At 69.2% G+C, this 26,038-nt stretch carries 23 protein-coding genes and 1 pseudogene; 14 read left to right on the forward strand and 10 right to left on the reverse strand.

Translation table 11 applies throughout. The features are described 5' to 3' along the window. Positions 1–30: 30 nt before the first annotated feature. Positions 31–2,037 carry an alpha/beta hydrolase family protein gene (locus ACTHN1_RS15255; RefSeq protein ID WP_440471788.1) on the forward strand — a complete coding sequence of 669 codons (2,007 nt, stop codon included), beginning with the start codon at positions 31–33 and terminating at the stop codon, positions 2,035–2,037. On the opposite strand, the gene ACTHN1_RS15260 is transcribed toward ACTHN1_RS15255, so the two are convergent. Continuing rightward, entirely contained in the window at positions 2,034–3,518 is a 1,485-nt protein-coding gene (locus ACTHN1_RS15260; protein ID WP_440471789.1) for a diguanylate cyclase, read from the reverse strand. The two genes, ACTHN1_RS15255 and ACTHN1_RS15260, sit on opposite strands and share 4 nt — an antisense overlap. A 100-nt stretch (positions 3,519–3,618) precedes the next feature. Further along, positions 3,619–4,551 (reverse strand): carbohydrate kinase family protein, encoded by a 933-nt coding sequence (locus ACTHN1_RS15265; RefSeq protein WP_440471790.1) that lies wholly within the window; start codon positions 4,549–4,551, stop codon positions 3,619–3,621. A gap of 331 nt (positions 4,552–4,882) precedes the next feature. On the opposite strand from ACTHN1_RS15265, the gene ACTHN1_RS15270 reads away from it, so the two are divergent. The 10 genes from ACTHN1_RS15270 to ACTHN1_RS15315 all read left to right on the forward strand — a co-directional run bounded on the left by ACTHN1_RS15270 (position 4,883) and on the right by ACTHN1_RS15315 (position 16,691). Next, a complete protein-coding gene (locus ACTHN1_RS15270) occupies positions 4,883–5,929 on the forward strand; it encodes a rod shape-determining protein (RefSeq protein WP_440471791.1) in 1,047 nt (348 codons plus the stop codon). Positions 5,930–6,107: 178 nt separating this feature from the next. Beyond that, positions 6,108–7,247: a rod shape-determining protein MreC gene (gene mreC / locus ACTHN1_RS15275; protein WP_440471792.1), complete on the forward strand. Its 1,140-nt coding sequence runs from the start codon at positions 6,108–6,110 to the stop codon at positions 7,245–7,247. Beyond that, positions 7,244–7,723 (forward strand): rod shape-determining protein MreD, encoded by a 480-nt coding sequence (gene mreD / locus ACTHN1_RS15280; protein WP_440471793.1) that lies wholly within the window; start codon positions 7,244–7,246, stop codon positions 7,721–7,723. The genes mreC and mreD overlap by 4 nt, the downstream gene beginning before the upstream one ends. Before the next feature lie 7 nt (positions 7,724–7,730). Then, positions 7,731–9,740: a penicillin-binding protein 2 gene (mrdA, locus tag ACTHN1_RS15285; RefSeq protein WP_440471794.1), complete on the forward strand. Its 2,010-nt coding sequence runs from the start codon at positions 7,731–7,733 to the stop codon at positions 9,738–9,740. Beyond that, positions 9,737–10,855 (forward strand): rod shape-determining protein RodA, encoded by a 1,119-nt coding sequence (rodA, locus tag ACTHN1_RS15290; protein WP_440471795.1) that lies wholly within the window; start codon positions 9,737–9,739, stop codon positions 10,853–10,855. The genes mrdA and rodA overlap by 4 nt, the downstream gene beginning before the upstream one ends. 115 nt (positions 10,856–10,970) lie before the next feature. Continuing rightward, positions 10,971–12,119: a lytic murein transglycosylase B gene (gene mltB, locus ACTHN1_RS15295; protein WP_440471811.1), complete on the forward strand. Its 1,149-nt coding sequence runs from the start codon at positions 10,971–10,973 to the stop codon at positions 12,117–12,119. Continuing rightward, positions 12,116–13,420: a septal ring lytic transglycosylase RlpA family protein gene (locus ACTHN1_RS15300; RefSeq protein WP_440471796.1), complete on the forward strand. Its 1,305-nt coding sequence runs from the start codon at positions 12,116–12,118 to the stop codon at positions 13,418–13,420. Before mltB ends, ACTHN1_RS15300 begins: the two co-directional genes overlap by 4 nt. A gap of 128 nt (positions 13,421–13,548) precedes the next feature. After that, on the forward strand, positions 13,549–14,748 hold the full coding sequence (locus tag ACTHN1_RS15305; RefSeq protein WP_440471797.1) for a D-alanyl-D-alanine carboxypeptidase family protein: 1,200 nt from the start codon (positions 13,549–13,551) through the stop codon (positions 14,746–14,748). A gap of 246 nt (positions 14,749–14,994) precedes the next feature. Continuing rightward, positions 14,995–15,594 carry a DJ-1/PfpI family protein gene (locus ACTHN1_RS15310; RefSeq protein WP_440471798.1) on the forward strand — a complete coding sequence of 200 codons (600 nt, stop codon included), beginning with the start codon at positions 14,995–14,997 and terminating at the stop codon, positions 15,592–15,594. A 167-nt stretch (positions 15,595–15,761) separates the two neighbouring features. Continuing rightward, positions 15,762–16,691, forward strand: coding sequence for a DUF2268 domain-containing putative Zn-dependent protease (locus tag ACTHN1_RS15315; RefSeq protein ID WP_440471799.1), 930 nt, complete (start codon positions 15,762–15,764; stop codon positions 16,689–16,691). Between the two features lie 10 nt (positions 16,692–16,701). On the opposite strand, the gene ACTHN1_RS15320 is transcribed toward ACTHN1_RS15315, so the two are convergent. The 8 genes from ACTHN1_RS15320 to ACTHN1_RS15355 form a co-directional block, all read right to left on the reverse strand. After that, on the reverse strand, positions 16,702–17,415 hold the full coding sequence (locus tag ACTHN1_RS15320) for an ankyrin repeat domain-containing protein (RefSeq protein WP_440471800.1): 714 nt from the start codon (positions 17,413–17,415) through the stop codon (positions 16,702–16,704). 87 nt (positions 17,416–17,502) lie between these two features. Continuing rightward, positions 17,503–18,066 carry a hypothetical protein gene (locus tag ACTHN1_RS15325; protein ID WP_440471801.1) on the reverse strand — a complete coding sequence of 188 codons (564 nt, stop codon included), beginning with the start codon at positions 18,064–18,066 and terminating at the stop codon, positions 17,503–17,505. 102 nt (positions 18,067–18,168) lie between these two features. Next, complete coding sequence (locus ACTHN1_RS15330) at positions 18,169–18,771, reverse strand: class I SAM-dependent methyltransferase (protein WP_440471802.1); 603 nt, start codon at positions 18,769–18,771, stop codon at positions 18,169–18,171. Between the two features lie 111 nt (positions 18,772–18,882). Continuing rightward, positions 18,883–20,976, reverse strand: coding sequence for a pyrroloquinoline quinone-dependent dehydrogenase (locus tag ACTHN1_RS15335; protein ID WP_440471803.1), 2,094 nt, complete (start codon positions 20,974–20,976; stop codon positions 18,883–18,885). A 152-nt stretch (positions 20,977–21,128) separates the two neighbouring features. Continuing rightward, entirely contained in the window at positions 21,129–21,812 is a 684-nt protein-coding gene (locus ACTHN1_RS15340; RefSeq protein ID WP_440471804.1) for a class I SAM-dependent methyltransferase, read from the reverse strand. 30 nt (positions 21,813–21,842) lie between these two features. After that, on the reverse strand, positions 21,843–23,126 hold the full coding sequence (locus ACTHN1_RS15345; RefSeq protein ID WP_440471805.1) for an MFS transporter: 1,284 nt from the start codon (positions 23,124–23,126) through the stop codon (positions 21,843–21,845). A gap of 44 nt (positions 23,127–23,170) precedes the next feature. Then, on the reverse strand, positions 23,171–23,986 hold the full coding sequence (locus ACTHN1_RS15350) for a siderophore-interacting protein (protein ID WP_440471806.1): 816 nt from the start codon (positions 23,984–23,986) through the stop codon (positions 23,171–23,173). A gap of 65 nt (positions 23,987–24,051) precedes the next feature. After that, positions 24,052–24,753: a PadR family transcriptional regulator gene (locus tag ACTHN1_RS15355; protein ID WP_440471807.1), complete on the reverse strand. Its 702-nt coding sequence runs from the start codon at positions 24,751–24,753 to the stop codon at positions 24,052–24,054. Between the two features lie 186 nt (positions 24,754–24,939). Between ACTHN1_RS15355 and ACTHN1_RS15360 the strand changes: the two genes are divergently transcribed. From ACTHN1_RS15360 to ACTHN1_RS15370, 3 genes and pseudogenes are all read left to right on the forward strand, one after another. Next, positions 24,940–25,458: a helix-turn-helix transcriptional regulator gene (locus tag ACTHN1_RS15360; RefSeq protein WP_440471808.1), complete on the forward strand. Its 519-nt coding sequence runs from the start codon at positions 24,940–24,942 to the stop codon at positions 25,456–25,458. Next, positions 25,455–25,862: a VOC family protein gene (locus ACTHN1_RS15365; RefSeq protein WP_440471809.1), complete on the forward strand. Its 408-nt coding sequence runs from the start codon at positions 25,455–25,457 to the stop codon at positions 25,860–25,862. The genes ACTHN1_RS15360 and ACTHN1_RS15365 overlap by 4 nt, the downstream gene beginning before the upstream one ends. After that, positions 25,859–26,038 (forward strand): annotated as a pseudogene (locus ACTHN1_RS15370) (hypothetical protein); the annotation flags it as partial. The gene ACTHN1_RS15365 and the pseudogene ACTHN1_RS15370, both read left to right, overlap by 4 nt.

A 26,038-nucleotide genomic window follows, 5' to 3' on the forward strand; every position in this document is an offset into this window, starting at 1 on the left:
GGACAGGCGGACAACGGGACCGGGGAAAGAATGGGCTGGGATACGGTGGCGATACGCGTGCTGCTGTTTGCGGCATTGCTGGGGATCTGGCGGACCGGCGCCGCCGCGAACGATGGAATTGACCGGTTCATCGCACGGGACAAGTTCCAGGACATCGTTATCTCGCCGGACGGCGACTACTATGCGGCCACGGTTCCGCTGGAGCGCAGCACCCAGCTGATCGTGTTGCGGCGATCCGACAATGCGATCGTGACGAGGGAACCCATCCGCGACGACGTGCATGTGCGCAACGTCTGGTGGATCGGGCCGGAAAGGCTTGTCTACGACGTCGTGTCGCGATATGGAGATCTTGACGAGCCGCAACCGACAGGCGCGCTGTTCGCCCTCAATGCGGATGGCACCGACCGCACCCTGCTCAGCGGGCTGAACTTGCGTGGCAAAGGCGCCGGGCTGCGGGGGACGAATTTTCGCGTTGACTGGCTGCTGATGGCGGATCCGATCGGACGTGGCGATGGAAACCATGTTCTTGTATTGGTGCTACCTCAACTGCGTGAGCCTCATCCCCGCGCTGAATGGTTGAACGTGCACGACGGAAAGCGTGAACTGGTCGTCCGCGCGCCGCTTGCCGGGGCAGCATTCGTCACCGACAACGTCGGCGAGGTGCGTTTCGCATTCGGACAGGATCGCGACAACCTCACCAAGGTCTTCTATCGCCGAGCCCAAGGTCCTTGGGAGCCGGTCAAACTAGGCGGCACCGGCGGCGAAACTGTCGTTCCGGTTGGTTTCTCCGCGGATGATCGCTTGGCCTATTTCCAGATCTCGAGGGCGTCCGGTCCCGATGCTATCGAATCTTGGGATCCGGTCACGGGCCAGAGGCATGTCGTGGCTCTGGACTCTCGCAACGATCCCCACGAGATCTTGTTCCGTCCGGGTACCCGGACGGCCATTGGCGTGCGCTACACAGACGAGCGGCAACGCACCGTATTCTTCGATGAAGCTACGCCGGAGGCCAGGTTCTTCCGGCAACTGGAAGCGGCCTTCCCTGGCGATTCAGTCGAGATAACTTCGGCGACACGGGACGGAAGGCTGGCCCTGGTGAAGGTCAGCAGCGACAGGCAGCCCGGCGATTTCTACCTGTTCGACGCAGAGCGAATGACGGCGGAGCATGTGGCTAGCCGTCGTAGCGATATCGAAGTCGCGCGGATGGCACGCATGGTGCCGTACCTGATAAAAACCAGGGATGGAACGCCCTTGCGCGCTTTCCTGACTCGGCCACTCGGAGCGGACGAGGGCGCCGGGCCGCTTGTCGTCGTTCCTCACGGAGGCCCCTACGGCATCTACGATGAATGGGCCTATTCGCCGGAGAGCCAGTTGCTGGCCGCCGCCGGATACACGGTACTCCAGGTGAATTTTCGCGGCTCGGGCAACTATGGCGCTGATTTCCAACGCGCCGGCGCGGGTGAATGGGGCGGCGTCATGCAGGATGATCTCACCGATGCCACGCGATGGGCGGTAAAGGAGGGGATCGCGGCACCGGATCGCATGTGCATCTATGGCGCCAGCTACGGCGCATATGCTGCACTGATGGGAGTCGCCAAGGAGCCGGATCTGTACCGCTGCGCGATCGGATATGTCGGTGTCTACGATCTGCCCACGCTCTATTTCGAAGGCGATGTCCGTCGAAGCCGGCAGGGGAGATTGTTCCTGGCAGACTGGGTTGGTGATCGGGCCACATTGACGGGCCTGTCGCCGACCCGCTTGGCGGAACGCATCAAGGTACCCGTGTTCCTGGCGGCGGGAGGGCGCGACGAACGGGCACCCCTGATCCATTCGGAAATGATGGAGAAGGCACTCAGATCGGCAAACGTGCCCGTGCAGAGCCTCTACTACGAGAATGAGGGCCACGGGTTCTTCGTCGAGGCGCATCGAAGGGAGTTCTACACCCGTCTGCTGGCTTTTCTGGATCAACACATCGGCACGGTTAACGGGCGATCTGATTCCGAAGCCGTCCCGGATCGGGAACCGTCCGGGTTCTAGGCGACCGGCAGCACCGCCCGTTCCACCCGGTTGCGGCCGTTGAACTTGGCCTGGTACAGCGCGTGGTCGGCGTGCTTGAGCAACTGCTCGAGCGGTTCGTCTTCGACCAGCGGCGGTTGCATCGCCAGGCCGATGCTGACGGTGATGTCCAGGCGGCGGCCGTCATCCAGTTCGAAGGGTTGCGCGCAAACCCGCAGCAGCTGATCCGCCAGCTGCCGCGCGTCGCGTTCGCCGACGCCGGGCATCAGGATGGCGAATTCCTCGCCGCCGAACCGGCCCAGCAGATCGCCTTCGCGCAGCAGCCGGCGCGCGCGCCCGGCGAAGGCCACCAGCACGGCGTCGCCGGCGGCGTGCCCATGGCGATCGTTGATCGCCTTGAAGTGATCCAGGTCCACCATCAGCACGGCGACCGCGCCGCCCTGTGCGCGGACCCGTTCGAGCGCGGCCTGGCCACGGCGCTCGAACGCGCCGCGGCTCAGCGCCTGGGTCAGCGCGTCATGGTTGGCGGCGTGATTGAGCGCGCTCAGCAGGCGGTTGCGGGCGGTGTTGGCGCCGGCAACGGTCAGCGGCGCCACCGCGACCAGCGCCATGCCGATGCGCATGGACACGATCGCCGCCATGTCGTCCTGCACGTGCAGGTCGATCCAGCCATTGGCGATGCCGACCAGGGTCCACACGCACAGCAGCGCGGTCGCGGTGGCGGTGGTGAACAGGCGATAGCTCAGCGCGCACCACAACAGCGCCGGCACCGGGAAGGCGATCGCGCCCGGCCCGCCGACCGCCACGCCCAGCAGCACCGTCGCCAGCAGCGCCAGCGCCGGCAGCCGGTGCCCCGGTTCGTGCAGGAAGCGGGCCAGCGGCTCGCGCCAGACCTGGCCCAGCGTGCGCGGGGAGGGCAGCAGCAGGACCACCGGGACCAGCGCCACGTAGCTGACCAGTTCGGCCGAGAACCAGATGCCGATGGCCTGGAGCAGGTCGGCGCCGATCACCGAGCGGGCGATCAGGCAACCGGACAGGGCCGCGGCCAGGGCCGCGCCGGCGCACACCATCAGCACCCGCAGCATCGACTGCGCGCGCTGCAGGCCCAGATCCTCGCGGCGGAAGCGTTGGAACAGCAGGCAGCCCACCGCCACCCCGGCCAGGTTGGCGCCGGTCAGGCGCAGGGTCGCGGACAGGCCGCCGCCGGTGAGCAGGTCGGCGCCCAGGTAGCCGGCGGCCGCGGCCAGCCAGCCCAGCGGGGTCGCCAGCGACGGCCGGCGCGCGAACACCCCCAGCAGCAGCGCGTTGGTCGGCCAGAAGGCGGCGAGTTGATGCTCGGGGCGGCTCAGGATGCCGAGCCAGGAGGCGACCAGGACCAGTATTCCGATCCCGACGGCGGCGGCGAGCGAGCGGAAAACGCGGGAAAAACGGGAGGGCGGGACTGCCGGGGCGCTGTCCTGGGGGTTCCCCTCGCGGGGCTGTCCGTCTTGCGTTCCTGCCATTGCCGCCTTGCATGGGCGGTGGTCGTACCCGCCCTTGCCGCCACCTTACGCCGGATGGGCGACGGTTTTCATCCCGTCCCGTGGATCCGGCCCGGTCGGGTCAGAGGGAGTAACCGAACTGCTGCTTGAACTGTTCGTTGAACTCTTCGAAGTCGAAGCGCTGGTTCTGGGTGCCGGGGTGCTCGACCTTGAGCGCGCCCATCAGGTTGCCCATCCGGCCGATGGTCAGCCAGTCGTAGCCCTTCTCGATGCCGTAGATCAGGCCGGCGCGGAAGGCGTCGCCGCAGCCGGTCGGGTCGGTGACCCGGCGCTCGTGCGCGGGCGGGATGTCGTAGGTCTTGTCCGGGGTGTGGATCTGCGAGCCGTGCGGGCCGCGGGTGGTGATGTAGGCCTTGACCCGCTTGACGATGTCGGTCTCGCTCCAGCCGGTGCGTTCCTGCAGCAGGTTGGACTCGTAGTCGTTGACGGTTACGTAGTCGGCCAGCTCGATGAACTGGCGCAGTTCCTCGCCGTTGAACAGCGGCATGGCCTGGCCGGGATCGAAAATGAAGGGGATGCCGGCCTCGGCGAACTCGCTGGCGTTCTGCAGCATGCCCTCGCGGCCGTCCGGGCTGACGATGCCGAAGGTCACCCCGGGCACGTCCTTCACGTGGTTCTCGTAGCTGCGCATCATCGCGCCCGGGTGGAACGCGGTGATCTGGTTGTTGTCGTGGTCGGTGGTGATGAAGGCCTGCGGGGTGAACAGCTCCTCGATCACCTTGACCTGGCTCAGGTTGATGGCCTGCTCCTGGAACCACTCCCGGTACGGCCCGAAATCCTGGCCCACGGTGGCCATCGGGATCGGATCGCCGCCCAGCAGCTTCAGGTTGTAGGCGATGTTGCCGGCGCAGCCGCCGAACTCGCGGCGCATGCGCGGGACCAGGAACGACACGTTCAGGATGTGCACCTTGTCCGGCAGGATGTGGTTCTTGAACTGGTCCGGAAACACCATGATGGTGTCGTAGGCGAGGGAACCACAAATCAGTGCGGACATCGGCAAGGCTCGGCGGGTGGACGTGGCCGGCCATGCCTGGCCGGTCAAAAAAACGGGACGGCCACCCCGGTTCGGGCGGGCCGGTGCGAAGGTTACCGGCTGAGGCGGCGCGGGGCCAGTCTTGATCCGTCCCCGGCGGACCGTACGCAGCGGTGGCCGACGGTATCCATCCGTCTCCGCCGAGTCCTCGCCATGCGCGTTTTTCCCGCGTTTTCACGAGATTTTTCCTTGCCCGCGCACAGGCGGGTTGCTAGGCTAGCCGACTTCGTTTCGTGCCCAAAAAATCGCCAGCGCCGCTGCGCGATCCGCCACCAGCAGGACCCACTCCCCGATGTTCAAAAAGCTCCGCGGCATGTTCTCCAACGACCTGTCCATCGATCTGGGCACGGCCAACACCCTCATCTATGTACGCGGACAGGGCATCGTGCTGAACGAACCGTCGGTGGTGGCGGTCCGCCAGGACCGGGCGATCGGCGGCTCCCGCTCGGTCGCGGCGGTCGGCGCGGAGGCCAAGCAGATGCTCGGCCGCACCCCCGGCCACATCACCACCATCCGCCCGATGAAGGACGGCGTGATCGCCGACTTCACCTACACCGAGGCGATGCTGAAGTACTTCATCAAGAAGGTGCACAAGTCGCGCGTGCTGCGTCCCAGCCCGCGGGTGCTGGTGTGCGTGCCGGCCGGTTCCACCCAGGTCGAGCGCCGCGCCATCAAGGAATCGGCCGAGGAGGCGGGCGCCCGTGACGTGTACCTGATCGAGGAGCCGATGGCGGCCGCCATCGGCGCCGGCATGCCGGTCACCGAGGCCCGCGGCTCGATGGTCATCGACATCGGCGGCGGCACCACCGAAGTGGCGGTGATCTCGCTGAACGGCATCGTCTACTCGCAGTCGGTCCGCATCGGCGGCGACCGCTTCGACGAATCCATCACCAACTACGTCCGCCGCAACCACGGCATGCTGATCGGCGAAGCCACCGCCGAGCGCATCAAGCTGGAAATCGGCTGCGCCTACCCGCAGCCGGAAGTGCAGGAGATGGAAATCTCCGGCCGCAACCTTGCCGAGGGCGTGCCGAAGATGATCAAGATCAACTCCAACGAAGTGCTGGAAGCCCTGCACGAGCCGCTGTCGGGCATCGTCAGCGCGGTCAAGCTGGCGCTGGAGCAGACCCCGCCGGAACTGTGCGCCGACGTCGCCGAGCGCGGCATCGTGCTGACCGGCGGCGGCGCCCTGCTGCGCGACCTGGACCGCCTGATTTCCGAGGAAACCGGCCTGCACGTGCAGGTGGCCGACGATCCGCTGACCTGCGTGGCGCGCGGCGGTGGCCGCGCCCTGGAGCTGGTGGACATGCACGGCAACGAGTTCTTCGCGCCGGAATGAACCAGGGGACGGGGAACCGGGGGCGGAGCATGGACGTCTGTTCCCGCCGTGTCGCCGGTTCCCGCGCCCGCCCGCGCCGCTGCCCGGCGCCCCGCCTGACCGTTGAGACCCGCGACCCGGAACGTTGGCCACACGCGTTCCGGCATTTTCGTTCCCTCCCTTCCGATTCCCGGCCCTGATGCCTCCCTACGCCGGTCCACCCATCGCCTCGCGCCCCGGAGAAGTCGCCAGCACCCTGCGCCTGCTGGGATACCTGGCGCTGGCGATCGCGCTCATCGTGCTCGACCACCGCGGCGGCTGGCTGTCGCAGGCGCGCGCGCAGGCCGGCGTGGTGACCCAGCCGCTGTGGTGGCTGGCCGGATTGCCCGGCCGCGTCGGCACCCGGGTGAAGGATGACGCGGTCACCCGCACCCGGTTGATGGAAGAGAACCGCGAACTGCGCAACGAACTGCTGGTCGCCAACGCGCGCCTGACCCGGCTCAGCACCGCCGCCGCCGACAACATGCAGCTGCGCGCGCTGCTGGGCGTGGCCGAAAGCCGCGGGCTGGACGTGCAGCTGGCGCCGATCCTGGACATCGATCTGGATCCCACCCGCCAGCGGCTGGTGCTCGACGCCGGCAGCGGCGACGGAGTGCGGGTCGGCCAGCCGGTCATCGACGCCGGCGGCCTGATGGGGCAGATCATCCAGGTCACCCCGGCCCACGCCATCGTCCTGCTGCTCACCGATCCCGATCACGCCGTGCCGGTGGTGGTCGCCAGCAGCGGGGTGCGCCTGATCGCCTACGGGCGCGGCCGCAGCGATCTGCTGGAACTGGCCGACATTCCGCTCAACAGCGGGGTCAAGGTCGGCGACGTTGTGGTCACCTCCGGCCTGGGCGGCCGGTTCCCGGCCGGCTTCCCGGTCGGCACCGTCACCGCGCTGCGGCCGGACGACAGCCATGCCTTCCTGGTCGGCGACCTGCGCCCGGCCGCGCAGCTGGATCGCGGCCGCGACGTGCTGCTGCTGCGCTCGGCGCCGCCGCTGCGCCTGCCGCTGCCGGCGACGCGCCCCGGCGCGACGCCGGTGGATCCGGCCACGGTGCCGGCCACGCCCGCCGGCTCCGCTCCGACCGGACCCGCTTCCGCCCCCGCCGCCGTGGGCGCAGCGCCCGCCGGCGCCGGCACCGCCGCGGGCAATCGCGCCACCGGAATCCCGCAGGGCGCTTCGCCGGCCAACGCCGCCTCCGTCGCCAACCCGGCCCGCGCGCCGGCGAATGCCGCCACGAACGCGCCGGCCACGCCGCCACCCGCCACGCCGGCCACGGAGCCCACCCGATGAGCCGTATCCGCAGCGGCTGGATCCTGCCGCTCAGTTTCGTCGCCGCCCTGCTGCTGGGCCTGCTGCCGCTGCCGGAAATGCTGCAGCCGCTGCGTCCCTACTGGCTGGCGCTGGTGCTGGCCTACTGGGTGATCGAGACGCCCGAGCGCGCCGGCCTGGGCGTGGCCATGCTGGTCGGCGTGATCGCCGACGTGATGTTCGGCAGCCTGCTCGGCGAACAGGCGCTGCGGCTGGTGATCATGGCGTTCATCCTGCAGCGCTTCCGCCTGCAGCTGCGCTTCTTCCCGGTGTCGCAGCAGGCCCTGGCGATCGGCGGCCTGCTGCTCAACGATCGCATCGTCGACGCGGCGATCCACTGGCTGCTGGGCGAACCCCGGCTGCCCTGGAATTACTGGTGGGCGCCGCTGCTGGGCATGCTGCTGTGGCCGTTGATCTACGTGCTGCTGGACATGCTGCGCCAGGGCCGGCGCAACTGAGCCGGCGATGATCAGCCGCCGCGCCGCCAAGAATCCGCACGCCGAGGCCGAGCAGTTCCGGCGGCGCGCGCTGCTGGGCTTCGCGGTGGTGGCGCTGGCGCTGATCGGCCTGGCCGGCTGGTACTTCAAGCTGCAGGTGCTGGATCACGACGAGTACGCCACCCGCTCCGAGGCCAACCGGATCAAGCCGCGGCCGGTGGTGCCGGGACGCGGCGCCATCTACGACCGCAACGGCGTGCTGCTGGCCGAGAACGTGCCGGCGTTCCGGCTGGACGTGACCCCGGACAAGGCGGGGGATCCCCAGCGCCTGATCGCCGAACTGGGCGAAATCATCGCCCTCGCGCCGGAGGACATCGAGCGCTTCGAGGCCAGCCGCAAGGGCGCGCGCGGGTTCCGCCCGATCACCCTCAAGCTGCGCGTCAGCGAGGAGGAAATGGCCCGCTTCGCGGTGGATCGCTGGCGCTTCCCCGGCGTGGAACTGGTGCCGTACCTGACCCGGCGCTATCCCTACGGCGATCTGTTCGCCCACATCATCGGCTACGTCGGCCGCATCGATGAAAAGGACCTGGAAGTGCTGGGCGAGGGCAACGCCGCGCTCACCCACATCGGCAAGACCGGACTGGAGCGCTATTACGACGAGGCGCTGCGCGGCAAGGTCGGTTACGAGAAGGTCGAGACCAACGTGGAAGGGCGCGCGCTGCGCGTGGTCGGCCGGGTGCCGGCGGTGGCGGGCACGGATCTGCGCCTGAGCGTGGACCTGAAACTGCAGCAGGCGCTGGTCGCCGCGTTCGGCGAACACGAAGGCTCGGCCATCGCGATGGATCCGCGCACCGGTGAAATCCTGGCGATGGTCAGCCTGCCCAGTTACGACCCCAACCTGTTCGTCAACGGCATTTCCAGCAAGGACTTCAAGGCGCTCAACGAGAATCCCTCGCGCCCGCAGTTCAACCGGCTGGTGCTGGGCGGCGTCGCGCCGGGTTCCACCCTCAAGCCGCTGATCGCCCTGGCCGGCCTGGACAGCGGCATGCGCCGGCCGGAGGACAAGGTGCTGTCGACCGGCATGTTCTACCTGCCGGGCACCAGCCGCGGCTGGGGCGACGCGCATCGCGGCGGCCACGGCTGGACCGATCTGCGCAAGTCGATCGCGCAGTCGGTGAACACCTATTACTACCGGCTGGCGCTGGACCTGGGCATCGAACGCTTCGACGAGTACATGACGCGTTACGGTTTCGGCCAGCCCACCGGCATCGATCTGACCGGCGAGATCAGCGGCATCCTGCCGTCGCCCGCGTACAAGGCCAAGAGCCGCAAGGAACGCTGGTATCCCGGCGACACCGTCAACATCAGCATCGGCCAGGGCGACTGGAAGGTCACCCCGCTGCAGCTGGTGCGCGCGATCTCCGCGATCGCCGACGGCAACCTGCGCCAGCCCCACCTGGTCCGCGATCAGCGCACCGGTTTCGATGCCGCGTGGACGCCGTTGCCGGTGGCCACGCCAACGCCGATCAGCCCGACCCCGGCCAACGTGCAGGTCGTGCGCGAGGGCATGATGGCGACCATGCAGCCCGGCGGCACCGGCGCCTCGATGGCGCGCGGCGCGCCCTATCTGATGGCCGGCAAGACCGGCACCGCGCAGGTGATCAGCCGGCGCGGCACCGCCGCGGTCAATCCCAAGAGCCTGCCGATGCACCTGCGCCACCGCTCGCTGTTCGTGGGCTTCGCCCCGGCCGACGCGCCGGCGATCGCGATCGCGGTGGCGGTCGAGGGCGGTGGCTACGGCGGCACCACCGCCGCGCCGATCGCGCGCAAGATCCTGGATGCCTTCATGCTCGGCAAGATGCCGGACGGCGCGGACGATCCGGACGCGGCCAGCAGCGATCCCGAGCAGTTGCCGGTGACCGCGCCGGGCACGGCCGCCCCGCCGGCGACGACGACCGCGCCCGCGGCCACGTCCCCCGCGCGATCGCCGACGCCATCGCCGGCGCCCGCCGCCACGACGCCGGGACGCGCGCCATGATCGAACTGCTGCGCTGGGCCATCGATCTGCTGCGTCATTTCCTGCGCACGCTGGACTGGCCGCTGCTGGGCGCGCTCGGCGCGCTGATGGCGATCGGCCTGGCGGTGCTGTACAGCGCCGGCGGCGAGGCCCTGGGATCGCGCCTGCTGCTGGCGCAGGGCGCGCGCTTCGCGGTCGGCCTGGTGGCGATGTGGGCGCTGTCGCGGGTGTCGCCGGTGCGCCTGCGCGGCTGGACCCCCGGCGTGTTCGCCGCCTCGCTGCTGCCGCTGCTGCTGGTGCTGTTCATCGGCACCGGCAAGCACGGACGCCACTGGATCGACCTGAAGGTGTTCTACCTGCAGCCCTCCGAGCTGCTCAAGATCACCCTGCCGATGATGATGGCCTGGTACCTGCACCGCGAACCGCTGCCGCCGCGGATCAGGACGGTGATCGCCGCCGGCGTGCTGATCGCCATTCCCACCGGCCTGATCCTGCTGCAGCCGGACTTCGGCACCGGCATGCTGGTGGCGGCCAGCGGCGTGTTCGCTCTGCTGCTGGCCGGCCTGCCGTGGTGGTGGGTGGGCGTGGGCGTGGGCAGCGTGGCCGCGGCCGCGCCGGTGGCGTGGTTCTGGTTCCTGCGCCCGTACCAGAAGGACCGCATCCTGACCTTCCTGAATCCGGAAAACGATCCGCTCGGCACCGGCTGGAACATCATCCAGTCCAAGATCGCGATCGGCGGCGGCGGCCTGGCCGGCAAGGGCTGGGGGCAGGGTTCGCAGTCGCACCTGAATTACTTGCCCGAACACACCACCGACTTCATCTTCGCGGTGCTGTCCGAGGAGTTCGGCTGGATCGGGGTGGCGGTGGTGCTGGCACTGTACCTGTTCGTGGTCGGGCGCTGCCTGTGGATCGCGATCGAGGCGCGCGACACCTATTCACGCCTGCTGGCCGGCTCGCTGGGCCTGGCTTTCTTCGTCTACGTGATCGTCAACGGCGGAATGATCTCCGGCCTGCTGCCGGTGGTCGGCGTGCCGATGCCGCTGCTGAGCTACGGCGGCACGTCCGCGGTTTCCCTGCTGGCCGGCCTCGGTCTGGTGATGGCCGTGCGCGCGCACCGGCCGGTGCATGGGTATTGAGGAAGGCGGGATCGGGGATTCGCAAAGCGGAAGCCGCGTCGCTGTTCACCCATCCCGAATCGCGACCCCGCAACATTCACGATTCCCGGCGTTCAGCGTGCTAACCTCGCGCCCGATGATTCGACGCGCCCTTGTCTGCCTGATCACCTTCGGCCTGGTTGCCTGCGCCACGCCGCCGAAGACCCCGCCGACCGCCGCGCCCGCGGCGAGCGGAGCCCAGTCACCCTCCTCGAAAACCTCGGCCAATCCGGCCGAGACGTCGGTGGAGCGCGTGGCCGATGCGCCGATCGTGGTGGAGGATTTCGCCACCGCGCGCGCCAACTTCGTGCGCGACACCGCGGCGCGCTACGGCATCGATCCGATGTACATCGATTCGGTGCTGTCGCAGGCGGTGTTCCGTGACGACGTGATCGCGCTGATGTCGCGTCCGGCCGAGCGGGTCAAGCCGTGGAGCGAGTACCGGCCCAACTTCATCACCGCCGCGCGCATCAGCGGCGGGCAGGCGTTCCTGGCCAGGCACCGCGACGCGCTCGCGCGCGAGGAAAAGGCCTACGGCGTGCCGGCCGAGATCATCGTCGCCATCATCGGCGTGGAAACCAGCTACGGCGGCTACACCGGCAAGCACCGCGTGCTGGACGCGCTGTACACCCTGGCGTTCCGCTATCCGCGCAGCGGAAATCCCGAACGCGCCGCCTACGAGCAGCGCCGCGAGCGGTTCTTCCGCGACGAACTTGCGCAGCTGTTCGCGCTGGGCCGCGAGGAGAAGCTGGACATCACCACCCTGATCGGCAGCTACGCCGGCGCGATGGGCATGGGCCAGTTCATGCCGTCCAGCTACCGCGAGTTCGCGGTGGACGGCGACGGCGACGGCCGCCGCGATCTGTTCAACAGCGTCGACGACGTGTTCGCCTCGGTCGCCAACTACTTCCGCAAGAAGGGCGGCGAGCGCGGCGGCTGGGTGCCCGGCGGTCCGGTGGTGGCGCGCGCCGAACTGCAGACCGGCTATCCCGAGTTCAATCCGGATACCTGGACCCCCGACTACACCCTGGCCGATCTGGCCCAGCGCGGCTATCGGCCGCTGGAGCCGGTCGCGCCGGACGCCACCGCCACCCTGGTGTCGCTGGAAGGCAGCGCCGGCAAGCAGTATTGGCTCGGCTTCCAGAACTACTACGCGATCACCCGCTACAACAACTCCAAGATGTATGCGATGGCCGTGTACCAGTTGTCCCAGGCCATCGCCGGCCGGGAGATTCCGCCCGCATGAAATGGCTGCTGCCCGCGCTGCTCACCCTCAGCCTGGCGGCCTGCAGCACGGCTCCGAAGAAGCCGGTCCCTCCGCCGCTCTCGGGCAAGGGCAAGCCGGGCGCCTCGACCGCGCAACATGGCCGCGGTCCCGCCACCGGCAAGGACTGCTCGTTCTACGCGCCGGCGCAGGAAGACATGTCCACGCGCGGCGACTACACCGCCGGTGGCCTGTACAAGCCCGGCGTCTCCGACACCACGCCCGATCATGTGCCGGACCTGGACTGCATCGCCGAACCGACGGTGACTGCCGAGGCGCGTTCGCCCATCGGCAACCGCTCCCCTTACACCGTGCTGGGCAAGAAGTACCAGGTGCTGGACAAGGTCGACGGCTACGTCGAGCAGGGCACGGCCTCGTACTACGGCAACAAGTTCCATGGCCGCCGCACCTCCAACCAGGAGGTGTACGACATGTATGCCTTCACCGCCGCCCACAAGACCCTGCCGCTGCCGAGCTTCGCGCGGGTGACCAACCTGGACAACGGCCAGTCGGTGATCGTGCGGGTGAACGATCGCGGGCCGTTCCATGACGGGCGCGTGATCGATCTGAGTTACGCCGCCGCCTACAAGCTGGGCATCACCCAGCGCGGCACCGGCCGGGTGGAAGTGCGCGCGCTGACCCCGGGCGAAGAAGGCCGGGGTTACGCCGCCGCGCCCAAACCCGCCGCGCCGGCGAGCAGCGGCATGGACGCGCTGGTGGAGAAGCTGCCGGCTTCGACCCCGGCGCCGACCGCCGCGCCCGCCGCCGCGAACGCAGCAGTCGTGGCCACGGTGGATCGGCGCGGCAGCCACCGCTACCAGGTGATTCCGGATACGAAGAATCCCGCCAGCGCGGATCGCTTCGATGCCTGGATGCAGGCCAACGGCGTGCGCGTGGCGACCGGCAAGCCGGCGGCGTCCGGCGCCGCCTCCGCCCCGGCGCCGACCTCCGCGCCCGTCCGCGCGACCACGCCGGCGCCCGTCGCCTCGTCCATTGCGTCGTCGTCCGGCGCATCGTCGATCGCGCCCGGCGTGCCGCCGCGCGCGCTGGCGGCGCCGTTGCAGTTGCAGGTAGGCAGTTTCGCCAGCCGCGAGAACGCGGACCGCGCGCTGGCCCGGCTGGTGGCCGCGGGCATCGCCGGCGCCAGCCTGAGTGATGTGCAGAGCAATGGACGGGTGTTATGGCGGCTGCGGGTCGGCGCGACCGACCCGGCCGGCGCCGATGAACTGGCCGGCCGCATCGCCAGACTGGGCTTCGGACGCCCGCAACTGGTCCGCGACTGAGCTGCACGGCGGTTTTTTCGCCGGTTTTTGCCTGTTTCCGGCCCCGGCGGGATTCCCAGCCGCCGATGCCTGCCTAAAATGTCGTTTTCGTCGAACGGGCCTCGCGCCCAGTCAGGAGTTCGCAGCAGATGAAGTTCCGTTTCGCCCTGGCCGCCCTGGCCACCGCCGCCTTCGGCGCGGCGATCGCGCAGACCCCGGCTCCGCAGCCGGCGCCCGTCGCCCCGCCGGCCGAGTCCGTCGCCATTCCGCCGCCGCCCAAGCCGGCGGGCACCGCGTGGGTGCTGATGGACTACATCACCGGCCAGGTGCTGGCGGGCGAGAACTACCACCAGCGGGTCGAGCCGGCCAGCATCACCAAGGTGATGACGTCCTACGTGCTCGCCGCCGAACAGAAGAACGGCAAGATCCGTCCCGATGACCAGGTGATGATGAGCGAGCGCGCCTGGCGCGAGGGCGGCGCCGGCACCGACGGCAGCTACAGCGGTTTCGCGGTCAACAAGACCGCGCCGCTGCTGGACATGGAAAAGGGCATGGCCGTGCAGTCGGGCAACGACGCCGCCATCGCGCTGGCCGAGCACGCCGCCGGCAGCCAGGAAGCCTTCGCGTCGCTGATGAACAACTATGCGGCCAAGATCGGCATGAAGGGCTCGCACTTCGTCAACGCGCACGGCCTGTCCGCGCCGGAGCACTACTCCACCGCCTACGATCTGGCCCTGCTGGGCCGCGCGTTGATCCGCGACTATCCGGAAACCTACGCATTCAACAAGATCAAGGAATTCACCGTCGGCACCATCACCCAGCCCAACCGCAACCTGCTGTTGTGGCGCGATGGCAGCGTGGACGGCATCAAGACCGGCCACCACTCCGGCGCCGGTTACTGCCTGATGAGCTCGGCCAAGCGCGGCGACCAGCGCCTGATCGCGGTGGTGATGGGTTCGACCTCGGAGAAGCAGCGCGCCGACGACAGCCTGGCGCTGCTCAACTGGGGCTTCCGCTTCTACGAAACCCATCGCCTGTACGAGCCGGGCAAGGTCATCGCCAGCCAGCGCGTGTGGAAGGGCCAGGTCAAGGAAGTGCAGCTGGGCGTGGCCCAGCCGATGCTGGTCAGCGTGCCGCGCGGCCGCTATGGCGATCTGAAGCCGAGCATGAACGTGCCCAAGACCCTGGTCGCGCCGATCACCCAGGGCCAGGCCATCGGTGACGTGAAGGTCACCCTGGACGGCAAGGTCGTCGCCCAGGCCCCGCTGGTGGCGATCAACGCCGTCGAGGAAGCCGGCTTCTTCAAGCGCCTGTGGGATGCGTTCTGGATGTGGTGGGAGTCGGACTGAGTTCCGCTCGTCCAGAGCATTGGACAAGAAAGCCGGCGCAAGCCGGCTTTTTTGTTGGTAATCGTGCATGCATGATGCAGACCGGTGCGGATCCTGCATGAAGCATCGGAGCGGAAGCGGGTACGGACAATCCACTCCCGGGAATGCCCTCAAAACAACCCGGTTCCGCCACGATGGGCGCTCTCGCTTCCATGATGAATGCCAGACCTGCCCACAAGGGCAGAAGCGGACTCGAAGGAGAACAAAATGGCCAGGAAAGTTGCACTCATACTGACCCCCGGCTTTGCCGACTGGGAATACGCCTTCATCGCTGGCGTCGGCGGTCCGTTCTATGGATTGGATGTGGCGTTCTTTGCGCCGCAGCCAGGAACACTTTGCTCTCAGGGCGGCTTGACGGCAGTAGTTGAAAAAAGTGTTGACGAAGTGGCGGATTGGCACCCCTCAGCGATCGTGGTGGTGGGCGGAACCGTGTGGGAAACAGCACACGCGCCTGATATCAGCGTCCTGCTCAAGGAACAGCTTGAACGCGGCGTTACCGTGGCGGGTATTTGTGGCGGCACGCTGGCCTTGGCGCGGGCCGGACTGTTGAACGACAGGGCGCACACCTCAAATGATGCTGATTTCCTGACACGTAATGCCGCGAACTACGCCGGGCAATCTCACTTTGTCGCGAGTGCCTCCGCCGTCGTGGACACCCATGTCATCACGGCACCGGGAACGGCTCCGGTCAGTTTCAGTGCTCGTGTCTTCGGGGCGCTGGGAGTGGATGAAGATACGGTGCGGCAATTCAAGGCCATGATGGCGGCAGAGCATGCGGCGGAGGAAAAAGCGCTCGCACTCGGGTGAGCGAAGGCTGCGCCGCTGGCGGAGGTGCTCGTGCCCGTTGTCGAAGCGGGGACGCGGGATGGAATTCCGGCGGGTCGCGGCATGGCGGCAGTCATCGTGACCAACGGCCATTGCTCCGGCGCCGGCCGACTCCGTAGCGTGGCGTCATTCCCCCGGAGTGATCGATCATGCGCGTGGCATTCAAGGCGATGGTGGTGTGCATGGCGTTGGGCGGCCTCCCGCTGCATGCGGGCGCGGCCGATGTGCCGAAGACGAACGAACCGGTCATCGACATCAGCGATGTCGATCGCTTCTACCGGTTGTACGAGCACACCCGGGGACAACCCACCGCCGAGCAGTTGCAACGCGATTACCTCGACGGCGGATCCGCGGGCCTGCACCAGTTCGCCAAGGTGCGCCGGATCACCGGCGAAGCCATCGCCGCGAACCTGGCCAGGAATCCACAGACCTACGTGGACGCCAGGCGCTGCATGGCGGTGCTGCCGGCCACCCGCACCCGGCTCAAGGCCGCGCTGCAGAAGCTGGTCGAACTGTATCCGCAGGCGCGCCTGCCGGCGGTCACCATCGCGGTGGGCCGGGGCAAGCCGGTCGGCACCGCCAGCGCCGACAGCGGCGTGCAGATCGGGCTGGAGGCGCTGTGCGCCACCGACTGGCTCAATCCCGACGTGGAGGATCGCTTCGTCCATGTGATCGCGCACGAGTACGTGCACGTGCAGCAGGAGCCGGCGTTCGTCGGGACCGGGCAGGCCACGGTGCTGGAGAGCGCGCTGATGGAAGGCGCCGCCGAATTCGTCGGCGAACTGATTTCCGGGGAAGTGGCCTACCTGCACCTCAAGCACAACACCCAGGGGCAGGAGAAGGCCATCGAAACCAGGTTCCAGGCGGACATGGACAAGCGCGATCTGTCCGACTGGATCTACAACAGCAAGCCCGGCAACCCCGGCGATCTCGGTTACTGGGTCGGCTATCGCATCGTGAAGGCCTACTACCGGAACGCCAGCGACAAGCGCCAGGCGCTGCGCGACATCATCGGCCTGCGGGACGCCAGGCAGTTCCTGGCGCGCAGCGGCTGGCAGCCGGGAATGGAACTGCGCTGACGGCGCGCCATCACCGACGCGGAAGATGCGGCCTGCCCACGCCCATCACGCCCCAGCCGACACCATGGTCATAGGTGGAGTTGCGCGCCGGATGGATGACGTGATCGCCGAAGCAGAGCTTGCGCAGGATCGCGTCCGGCCGCAGGTGCCAACTCGCCCAGCCCAGCGGTGAATCGCCATGCGCGTCGCGCGCGTCGACCCGCGCGCCCGCCGCCAACAGCAGGTCGATGGCTTTTTCGCTGCCGAACGCCGCCGCGCGATGCAACGGCGTTTCGCCCCGGGTGCGGGCGTCGCGCATGAAGCCGCCGGTTTCCACGCCGGGCAGGGTGGCGCGGTCGGGATCCGCGCCGGCGGCCAGCAGCAGTTCCAGGATCGCGTCGTACACGGGCCGGTTGGCCTTGCACAGCGCCAGATGCAGCGGTGACTCGCCGGTTTCCGGCACCGCGTGGTTGGCGTCCGCGCCCTGCTCGATCAGGAACTGGCACAACGGCCAATGGCCGTGGAAGACCGCATCTCCCAGGCCGAGATTGGCGCCCAGCGAAGCCAGCGTTTCGCCCTGGCCGATCAGGAAACGGATGGCGCTGACGTCGCCGTAGTAGGCGCACCATTGAATCAGGCGGACGCCGTTCGCATCCGCATCGGTGGCGGGGTGGCCTTCGGCGATGTGCTCGAACACCAGATCGGTGCGTCCATCGCGGATGCGGTCGAAACGCGCGCTGTTCATGGGAACCCGCCGAAGTCCCGGAGATGGCCGGATTCTGTCATGGGATCCCCCGTGGGAACGCGGCCGTTCGTCCGCGTTCGCCGGAACTCATGGCGTGGCGTGCTTGGCGGTGCGCGCCGCGCGCGCGAACAGCCCCGCCGACCCCAGCCACAGCGCCGTGAACACCGCCGTCGCCAGCCACGGATGCTCCATGCCGTTGACCTGCGCGATGACGCCGGCCGCCAGCTGGGCGGCGGCGGTCGCCAGCATCGCCCTCGCCATCCCGCGCGGGCGGAAGCGTCCGATGTACGCGCCGAGGATGCCGATGCCCAGCACGCCGGCGTACATCAGGTTGGCCGGATTGTTTTCACTGCCGATGAAACCGACCGCCAGGTTCACCCAGACCAGCAGGAAACCGCCGGCGATCGCGGCGAACGCACCGACGCAGTAGAGCCGGTTGCCGCGACTCAGCCGCACCGCCAGTTCGCCGCCGCCGCAGGCCACCGCCAGCATGGCGCCGAACACGAGGAAGTCGAACGGACTCCAGTTCACCTCGTCGGTGAACTGCATGGCGATCAGCGGCAGCGACAGCAGGGCCGCCGCGCCGCCCCACATCAACAGGCGCCAGCCGGGCAGGTGCGGAGCACGGGGATGTTGCGCGTCGGCGGTCATGAGCGGGTCCTCTCTCCAGGGTGGAGGCAGCCTGCCAGGTCCGGGTGGCTCGGCGATGGCGCGTGCGTGAAGTGGAAAAGAAGTCCGCCCGGCGCCCGGCATTCAGACGGCGCGGAGCACGAGCCAGGTCCAGGTCACGCCGGCCGCGCGATTGGCGACACTCACGGAAGCAACCCGGCGCGAGGCCAAGAGGGAAAATCCCGCCTGGATCGCCAGCTCCGAACTGGCGACCGCGTCGCTCGCGAAGCCGGTTCGCGCGGGAGGAGCGGGACCGTGGCGAATCGACATCAGCAATCGGCCGTCGGGCGAAACCAGCTGGCGCAGCCGGCGCAGGGCCGGTGGCCGGTCCTCCGGCGCGATGTGGTGCCAGGCCGCCACCATCAGGATCAGATCGAAGCCGGTTTCCGTGATCCGCGCGAGCGAGGGCAGGGTGTCTTCGCACCAGCGGATGCGCGGGTGCGCATGCAATCGCATCCCGGCTTCCCGGAACCCCGCGACCGGCTCGACCGCCAGCACCGTGTGTCCGCGCGCCGCCAGCCAGGCCGCGTCGCGTCCGGTGCCCGCGCCGATGTCGATGATCCGGCGGGGCGTCGACGGCAACCACGCCATCACCGGCGCCAGCACGTCCGCCGAGGAGATGGCCTCGAACGACGGGATCAGCGCGTCGGCTTCTTCGGCGTAGGCGGCGAGGATGTCCTGTGGCATGGAGGCAGGCGCGTGCTGGACCGGCCGCCTGATTCTGCGCCTGTCAGAGCGTGGAAGAGAAGTACCGAAGAATGGCGCTCACCAGCGCATGCCATCCACGCCGGGGCGGCGTCATGCGGCGCGCGGACGCGCGCGTCGGCGCCGCCAGGCGCGCCAGGCTGCGAACATGCCGCCGAGCACCAGCAACGCGCCCGCGCCCAGCACGCTCATGCGCACCGCCACGCCGTGCTGGAACACCACTTCCTCGCCTTCGCCATCCAGCGTGTAGGCGATCACGTAGTCGCCCATCGGGCCGAGGCCTTCGCGGCCGCCGGCGGCGATCACGACGTACTGGCGTCCCTTCACCGCGTAGATCGACGGCGTGGCCTGTCCGCCCGCCGGCAGCTTGGCGTCCCACAGCACCTTGCCGGTCGCGCTGTCGAGCGCGCGGAAGCGCGCGTCGGCCGAGGCGCCGATGAAGGTCAGGCCGCTGGCGGTGGTGACCGCGCCGCCCAGCACCGGCATGCCGATGTCCAACGGCAGCCACGGCAGTTCTTCTTCCAGCGTGCCCAGCGGGCGTTCCCACAACACCTTGCGCGCGCGCAGATCCACCGCCACCACGCGGCCCCACGGCGGCTTCACGCACGGGGTTCCCTTGGCCGAGGCCAGCACCCCGCGGCGCATGCCGTAACCGGTGCCGTCCATGCTGTTGAACTCCTGCTCGGGAAACGCGTCGTCCTTGTCCCAGTCGAACGCCTTGCGCGGAATCAACGTCACCTGCATCGGCAGATCCGACACCGGCAGGATCGCGATCTGGCGTTGCGCGTCGATCGCGATGCCGCCCCAGTTCACCCCGCCGGCCCAGCCGGGCAGGACCACGGTGCCGCGCACGCTGGGCGGAGTGAAAATGCCTTCCGAACGCATGCCCGCGATCAACCGCGCGCACTCGCGGCGTTCGCCGGGCGTCGGGCCCCACGCGTCCTCCGGCGTGAGCGGCGCGTGGCGCGCCAGCCGCAGCGAGGGTTCCGGCATGGGCTGGGTCGGCCACGCCTGTTCGCCCGGCACGTCCGAGGCGGGCACCGGCACTTCGGTGAGCGGGAACACCGGTTCGCCAGTGCGGCGATCGAACGCGAACAGGAAGCCGGTCTTGGTCGCCTGCAACACCGCCTCGCGCGGACCCTGCGCGGTCTGCACGGTCGCCAGCGCCGGCTGCGAGGCCAGGTCGTAGTCCCACAGATCGTGATGCACCAGCTGCCGCGCCCAGACGCGCCGGCCGCTGTGCAGATCCAGCGCCACCAGCGAATTGGCGTCGCGGTTCTCGCCCAGGCGTTCGGCGCCGGTGTAGTCGGGACTGGCCGAACCGGTCGGCACGTAGACCAGGCGCAACGCCGGATCCACCGACAGCGGCGCCCACGCATTCGCCGCGCCGACGGTGCGCGCCTGTTCCGGCCGCCAGCCCTGCGCGGCCGCCTCGGCCGGATCCCGCGGCACCGGATCCCAGCGCCACAGTTCCCGTCCGCTGCGCGCGTCGTAACCGCGCACCACACCTTGCTCCAGCGCATGCGCGCGGTTGTCGCCGACCGAGCTGCCGACCACCAGCACGCCCTCGGCGACCACCGGCGGCGAGGTCACCGCGTAGTTGCGCCATTCGCTGGCGGGATCGTCATGCAGGGTGATGCCGGCGCGCAGATCCACCGTGCCGGCCTCGCCGAAATCGGCGCAGGGTTTGCCGTCGCGCGCATCCAGCGCGATCAGGCGCGCGTCCAGAGTGCCGTAGACGATGCGTTCGCCACAGGCCACGCCCTCGGCGGCCTGCGGATCCCGCCAGTAGGTCACCCCGCGCGAGGCCGGATCGCTGTAGCGCTTGGTGCGCGCCACCCTGGCGTTGAACGACCACAGCTCGCGGCCGGTGGCCGCGTCCAGCGCGAAGGCGATGCCGGTGCCGGTGTTGAGGTACATGCGTCCGCCCACCACCAGCGGGTTGGCCTCGAACCGCCGCCGCTCCGGGTCCGGCAGGCCGGCGCCGAGTTCTCCGGTGCGGAACGACCAGGCGATGCGCAGGCGGCCGACGTTGGCCGGCGTGATCTGGGTGAGCGGCGAATGCTGGCCGCCGCCGGGCGCGCTGCCGTAGCTGGACCAGTCGCCCGGATCCGCGGCGCGGCTGCCCGCGCCCGCCAGTGCCAGGGCCATGCCGCCCACCCATGCGTACCGCGCCTTGCCGATCATGCGTGTCTCCCGTGTCGTCGCGGCGCAAGTGTGCGCGGTTCGCCGCGGAGGATGGGACGCGAAGGGATGGAGCGCGGGGCGCGGGGACGAATGGCGGGGCGGCGGGGTTGAACCGCGCGGCGTTCGCGGTGATTCACGCCATCGCGCGCGGCTCAGGCGCAGGCCACCCAGCCGCGAAAGGTGAAGCCGACGTGGAACAGGTGGATATCGGTGAATCCGGCGTCCGCCAGGATCGCCTCGTCCTGGTCCGGGGCGAGCAGATGCAGGTGCCGGTCGATGGCCGCGCGCCCCGCTTCCGCGTGCGCCGGGTTGATGCCGGACGCGACCGCGAAGGCGGCGTAGCGCGACAGCCAGCGCGCGCGTTGTCCGTCCGCCTGCGGAAAGCTCGCGTGCGCCACCACGAACGGCGCGCCGGGACGCAGGCGCCGGTGGACTTCCCGCAGTGTCCGCAGGCGTTCGGGCGCATCGAGGAAATGCAGGGTCAGCAGGCAGGCGCCGGCATCGAACGGACCTTGCGGCGCGGCGTCGATGGTGCCGTGGATCCATTCGACCCGCGCCGCCAGCGGGCCGAGCGTGGTCGCGGCCAGATCCAGCATCGGGCGGGCCGGATCCACGCCGGTGAACGACCAGCCGGCGTGGGCCTGGGCAAAGGTCTTCAGCTCGAGGCCGCCGCCGGCGCCGAGCACCAGCACCCGCGCCTCCGCCGGCGCGCGCTCGGCCAGCAGGATTCCCGCCATCCGTTGCAGGTCGGCGAAACCGGGCACCAGCCGCGGCGGGCCTTCGGCGTAGCGCGCCACGGCGTCGGCATCGGAGAACGCGGACGAGGGCGAGGTCATGGGGAGGATGTCGGGCGGCGTGGCGGGCGCTCAGCCTTCGCCCTGCGCCAGCGCCTCCGGCTCCGTCGGTTCCCGCCCGGTTTCCGCGACCGGCGCCTGCGGACGATCGCCGTCGGCGCTCACCCGTCCCACCCACGCGATGGCGATCAGGGACAGCGCCACCGCCACCCAGCCGGCGGTGCCATAGCCGCTGATCGGGCCGGTCGGCGTCGGCGAGGACAGCATCAATCCACCCAGCCACGCGCCGCAGCCGGTGCCCATCGCCTGCACCGCGCTGTTGGCGCTGAGGAACGCGCCGCGCTGGTGGGGCGCCGGCACCGTGGTCAGCAGCGCCTGCATCGGAATCATGCGGCCGGACATCAGCACCATGAAGAACGGGAAGAACGCCAGCATCGCGACGAAGCCGATGTGCGGCAGGTGGGTCACGAACAGCATCGGCGCCAGCGACAGCAGCACCGCCACCCGGAACACCCGGTGCTTGCCGTGCCGGTCGGCCAGCTTGCCGATCGCGCGCGAAGTGAAGAACGTCGCCGCGCCGCCGACCATGTACAGCCACGACAACCGATCCGGCGCGATGCCGTGATTGGCGACCAGGATCGGCGACATGAACGGAATCACCAGCATCGAGGCGACCATCAGCAGCAGCGTCAGCACGAACGCGTTGAGGTAGCGCGCCTGGGTGAACAGGCCGAACAGCTGGGGGAACGCCTGCCTCCACGGCACCGCCTGGCGCGCCAGATGCTGATCCAGCGGCGGCAGCACGCGCGAACCGGCGAACCAGATCACCACCGACAGGCCGACCAGCAGCCAGAACGGCGCGGCCCAGCTGTAGTGCGCGCCCAGCAGCACGCCGGCCGGCACGCCCAGCACCGAGGCCAGCGAGAACGCCATCATCACCGTGCCGGTGGCCGCGCCGCGGCGCGGACCGGGAATCACGTCGGCGATGATCGCCATCACGATGGAGCCGAGCACGCCGCCGCTGATGCCGGCCAACGCGCGCGAGGCCAGCAGCAGCGCATAGCTGTCCGCCAGCGCGCAGGCCAGGTTGGACAGCGCGAACAGCGCATACACGACCAGCATCAATTTGCGCCGGTCGAAACGATCGATATAGGTGGCGGCCAGCAGGCCGGACAGGCCGGCGCACCAGGAATAGGCCGACACCGCGGCCGCGAACGCGGCGGGAGTGATGTGAAAGGCCTGCATGATCTGCGGACCCAGCGGCATCATCACCATGAAATCCATGATGAGGGTGAACTGGGTCAGCATCAGCAGCCACAACAGGCGCCGCTCGTGCGGCGCGCTCAACGTATACATATAGCGTCCTTGCGGTCGTGGGGACCGGAACAGGGGAGAGGGAATCAGTCTTCCAGGTTTTCGTGCACGCCCGGCGCGCCGCGCTTCCAGTAAGCGGCGGCGCGGATGCGCGACTTGTCGATGCCGCGCTCGCCGACCAGATGCTGGCGCACGGCGCGGATGTCGGCGGATTCGCCGGCGGCCCAGACGTAACCGTCGCCGTCCGGCAGCGCCAGTGCGCGCACCGCCGACAACAGCGGCGGAACGCCCGGCGTGGCGTCTTCGCGATGGCACCAGGCGATCTGCAGATCGGCGCGGGTCTCGAACGCCAGGCGTGCGGAAGCGTCGGCGACTTCCAGCACCGCGATCGCGCGCGCGCCCGCCGGCAACTCGCGAAGACGACGCGCGATGGCGGGCAACGCGGTGTCGTCGCCGATCAGCAGATGCCAGTCGAAGCCGGTGCCGATCACCAGCGAACCGCGCGGACCGCCCACGCCCAGCCAATGGCCCGGCCGCGCCTGCGCGGCCCAGTCGGTGGCGGGGCCGGCGTCGTGCAGGGCGAATTCCAGATCCAGCTCGCGCGCGCGCGGGTCGTAGCGGCGCGGGGTGAAGTCGCGCATCACCGGACGCGGCGCGCCTTCGCGGAATTCCACGCCGTTGGGACCGAGCGCCGGCAGTTCGGGGCGTTCCTCGCCCGGCGCGGGAAAGAACAGCTTGACGTGATCGTCGAACGAGGCGGACACGAAGTCCTCGAGATCATCGCCCACCAGGGTGACCCGGCGCAGGTGCGGAGTGACGTCGTGCACGCGCGCGACCCGCAGCAGGCGCAGCTTGAGGGGATGACGGACGCGCATGACCGTCCGGTTGGCAGCTTCTGGCATGGGGAACCTCATGGGGGAGGAATGAAACGGTTCCGCCGCCCGGAGGCGGCGGAGGAAGCGTGGGCTCAGCGGTCTTCGCCGCCTTCGATCTCGCGGGTGGCGCGTTCCAGGATCGCGGCGATGCGTCGTTGCTCCGCCGCCGGAACGCCATCGCGGCGCACCAGCGCATGCTTCAGCGCGTGGCGGGCGCGGACCAGTTCCGGCACCCAGCCGCCTTCGTCCACGTCGGCCGGCGGCTCACCGGCGAACGCGCGCCGCACCGAATCCATCTTGCGCGCGATGTGCGACAGCTTGGCCAGCATCAGCTCGACCCGCTCGCGGTTCGCCTCCAGGTGTTCGCGTCCCGGCGCCGCCAGCGCGTAGCGCTTGCGGTTGCCTTCGGCCTCCACGTCCACGTAGCCCAGCTCTTCGAGGTAGGTCAGGGCCGGATAGACCATGCCGGGGCTGGGGCTGTAGAAGCCGTTGGAACGGGCCTGCAGGGCCTTGATCAGCTCGTAGCCGTGACTGGGCTGGGCTTCCAGCAGGGCCAGCAGCAGCAGTTGCAGATCGTCGGAACTGAACTTGCGGCCACGGGTCAGGCCGTCCTCGCCAAAACCGCCGAAGCCGCCGGGAAAGCCGGGGCCGGGACCGTGGCGATGACCGCCGCGGCCGCCATGGCGACGGCCGATGGCCTGCCAGAGGGAATACGGCGAAAAGCGTTCGGAGAAGGGGAAATCGCCGCCGCAATCCTCGTCGCGGCGGTCATGTCGGGGGTGATGACGGCGCATCGCACACTCCAGGTGTGTCATAAGATGGGTCGTAAGATATATATCGTAAGACTGTCAGTCAAGCCCCTGTCCGCCCCCTCACCGGTCCTGCGGTAAGGTTTCGCCCGGCGCCCGGGAGCGCCGGGCGGCCCCGCCCGAAACGACCTGCGACCGTCCGTGGCGGGCGCGACCACTTCAGGACACGCGATGAAGCACGCCAACGGCGACACGCCCGGCCCCGCCCGCACCGGCCAGGATCCGGACCTGCTGCGCCGTCTGCTGCGCGCCAAGGATCGGATGGACGCGGCCTCGCACGAGGACTGGCCGGTGTCGCGGCTGGCGCAGGTCAGCCATGTGTCGGAGGCGCACTTCGCGCGCTGCTTCAAGGATGCCTTCGGGGTGCCGCCGCACCGTTACCTGCTCACCCGTCGTATTGAACGCGCCAGGGCGCTGCTGCGTGACACGGAACTTCCCATCCTCGACATCGCCCTGCGCACCGGCTGGAACAGCCTGGGCACCTTTGGCCGCACCTTCCGCGACATCACCGGCGAAAGTCCGAGTGAAATCCGCGCGCGCGAGCAGGCCGCCCGCGAGGCGGCGCGGCGGATGCCCGCCTGCTACGCCAGCGCCGCGCACCGGCCGGCGCTGACAATCGCAGTTTCGGAGAAGCGGCGGCGGGAGGCCGATGCTACAAAGACCGCCCCATCGAAACCGGAGGTCACATGAGTCAGGGTGTTGGAGTGGTTGGGCTGTACGTCCGCGATCAGGACGAAGCCCTGGAGTTCTACGTCGGCAAGCTCGGCTTTCGCGTCCACACCGACGTGAACGGCGGCGACTACCGTTGGCTGACCGTGCAGCATCCGGATCAGCCGTCCTTCCAACTGGGCCTGTTCAAGCCGCAGGAGCCGCTGCTGGACGCGGCCACCGTGCAGACCGTGCGCGAAATCGTCGCCAAGGGCGCGATGCCGCCGCTGATCCTCGATGTCGAGGACTGCCGCGCGGCCTATGAAGACCTGAGCGCGCGCGGGGTGGAATTCACCCAGCCGCCGGAGGAGCGCTATGGCAACGTCGACGCGAACTTCCGCGACCCGTCCGGCAACGGCTGGAAGATGGTGGAGGCGCGCAAATGAGCTACGCCCAGTTCATGCAACCCCAGCCCTCGCGGCTGAGCTTGTGGAACCGCCGCCTGCACCGCTGGATCGGCATCGTCTTCCTGATCACCGTGGCGACCAACTTCATCGTCATGGCCTTCGGCAAGCCGCCGATGTGGGTGGTCTATGCGCCCCTGCCGCCGCTGTTCGCCATG

Source organism: Pseudoxanthomonas sp. (assembly GCF_051953815.1).
GTDB lineage: Bacteria > Pseudomonadota > Gammaproteobacteria > Xanthomonadales > Xanthomonadaceae > Pseudoxanthomonas_A.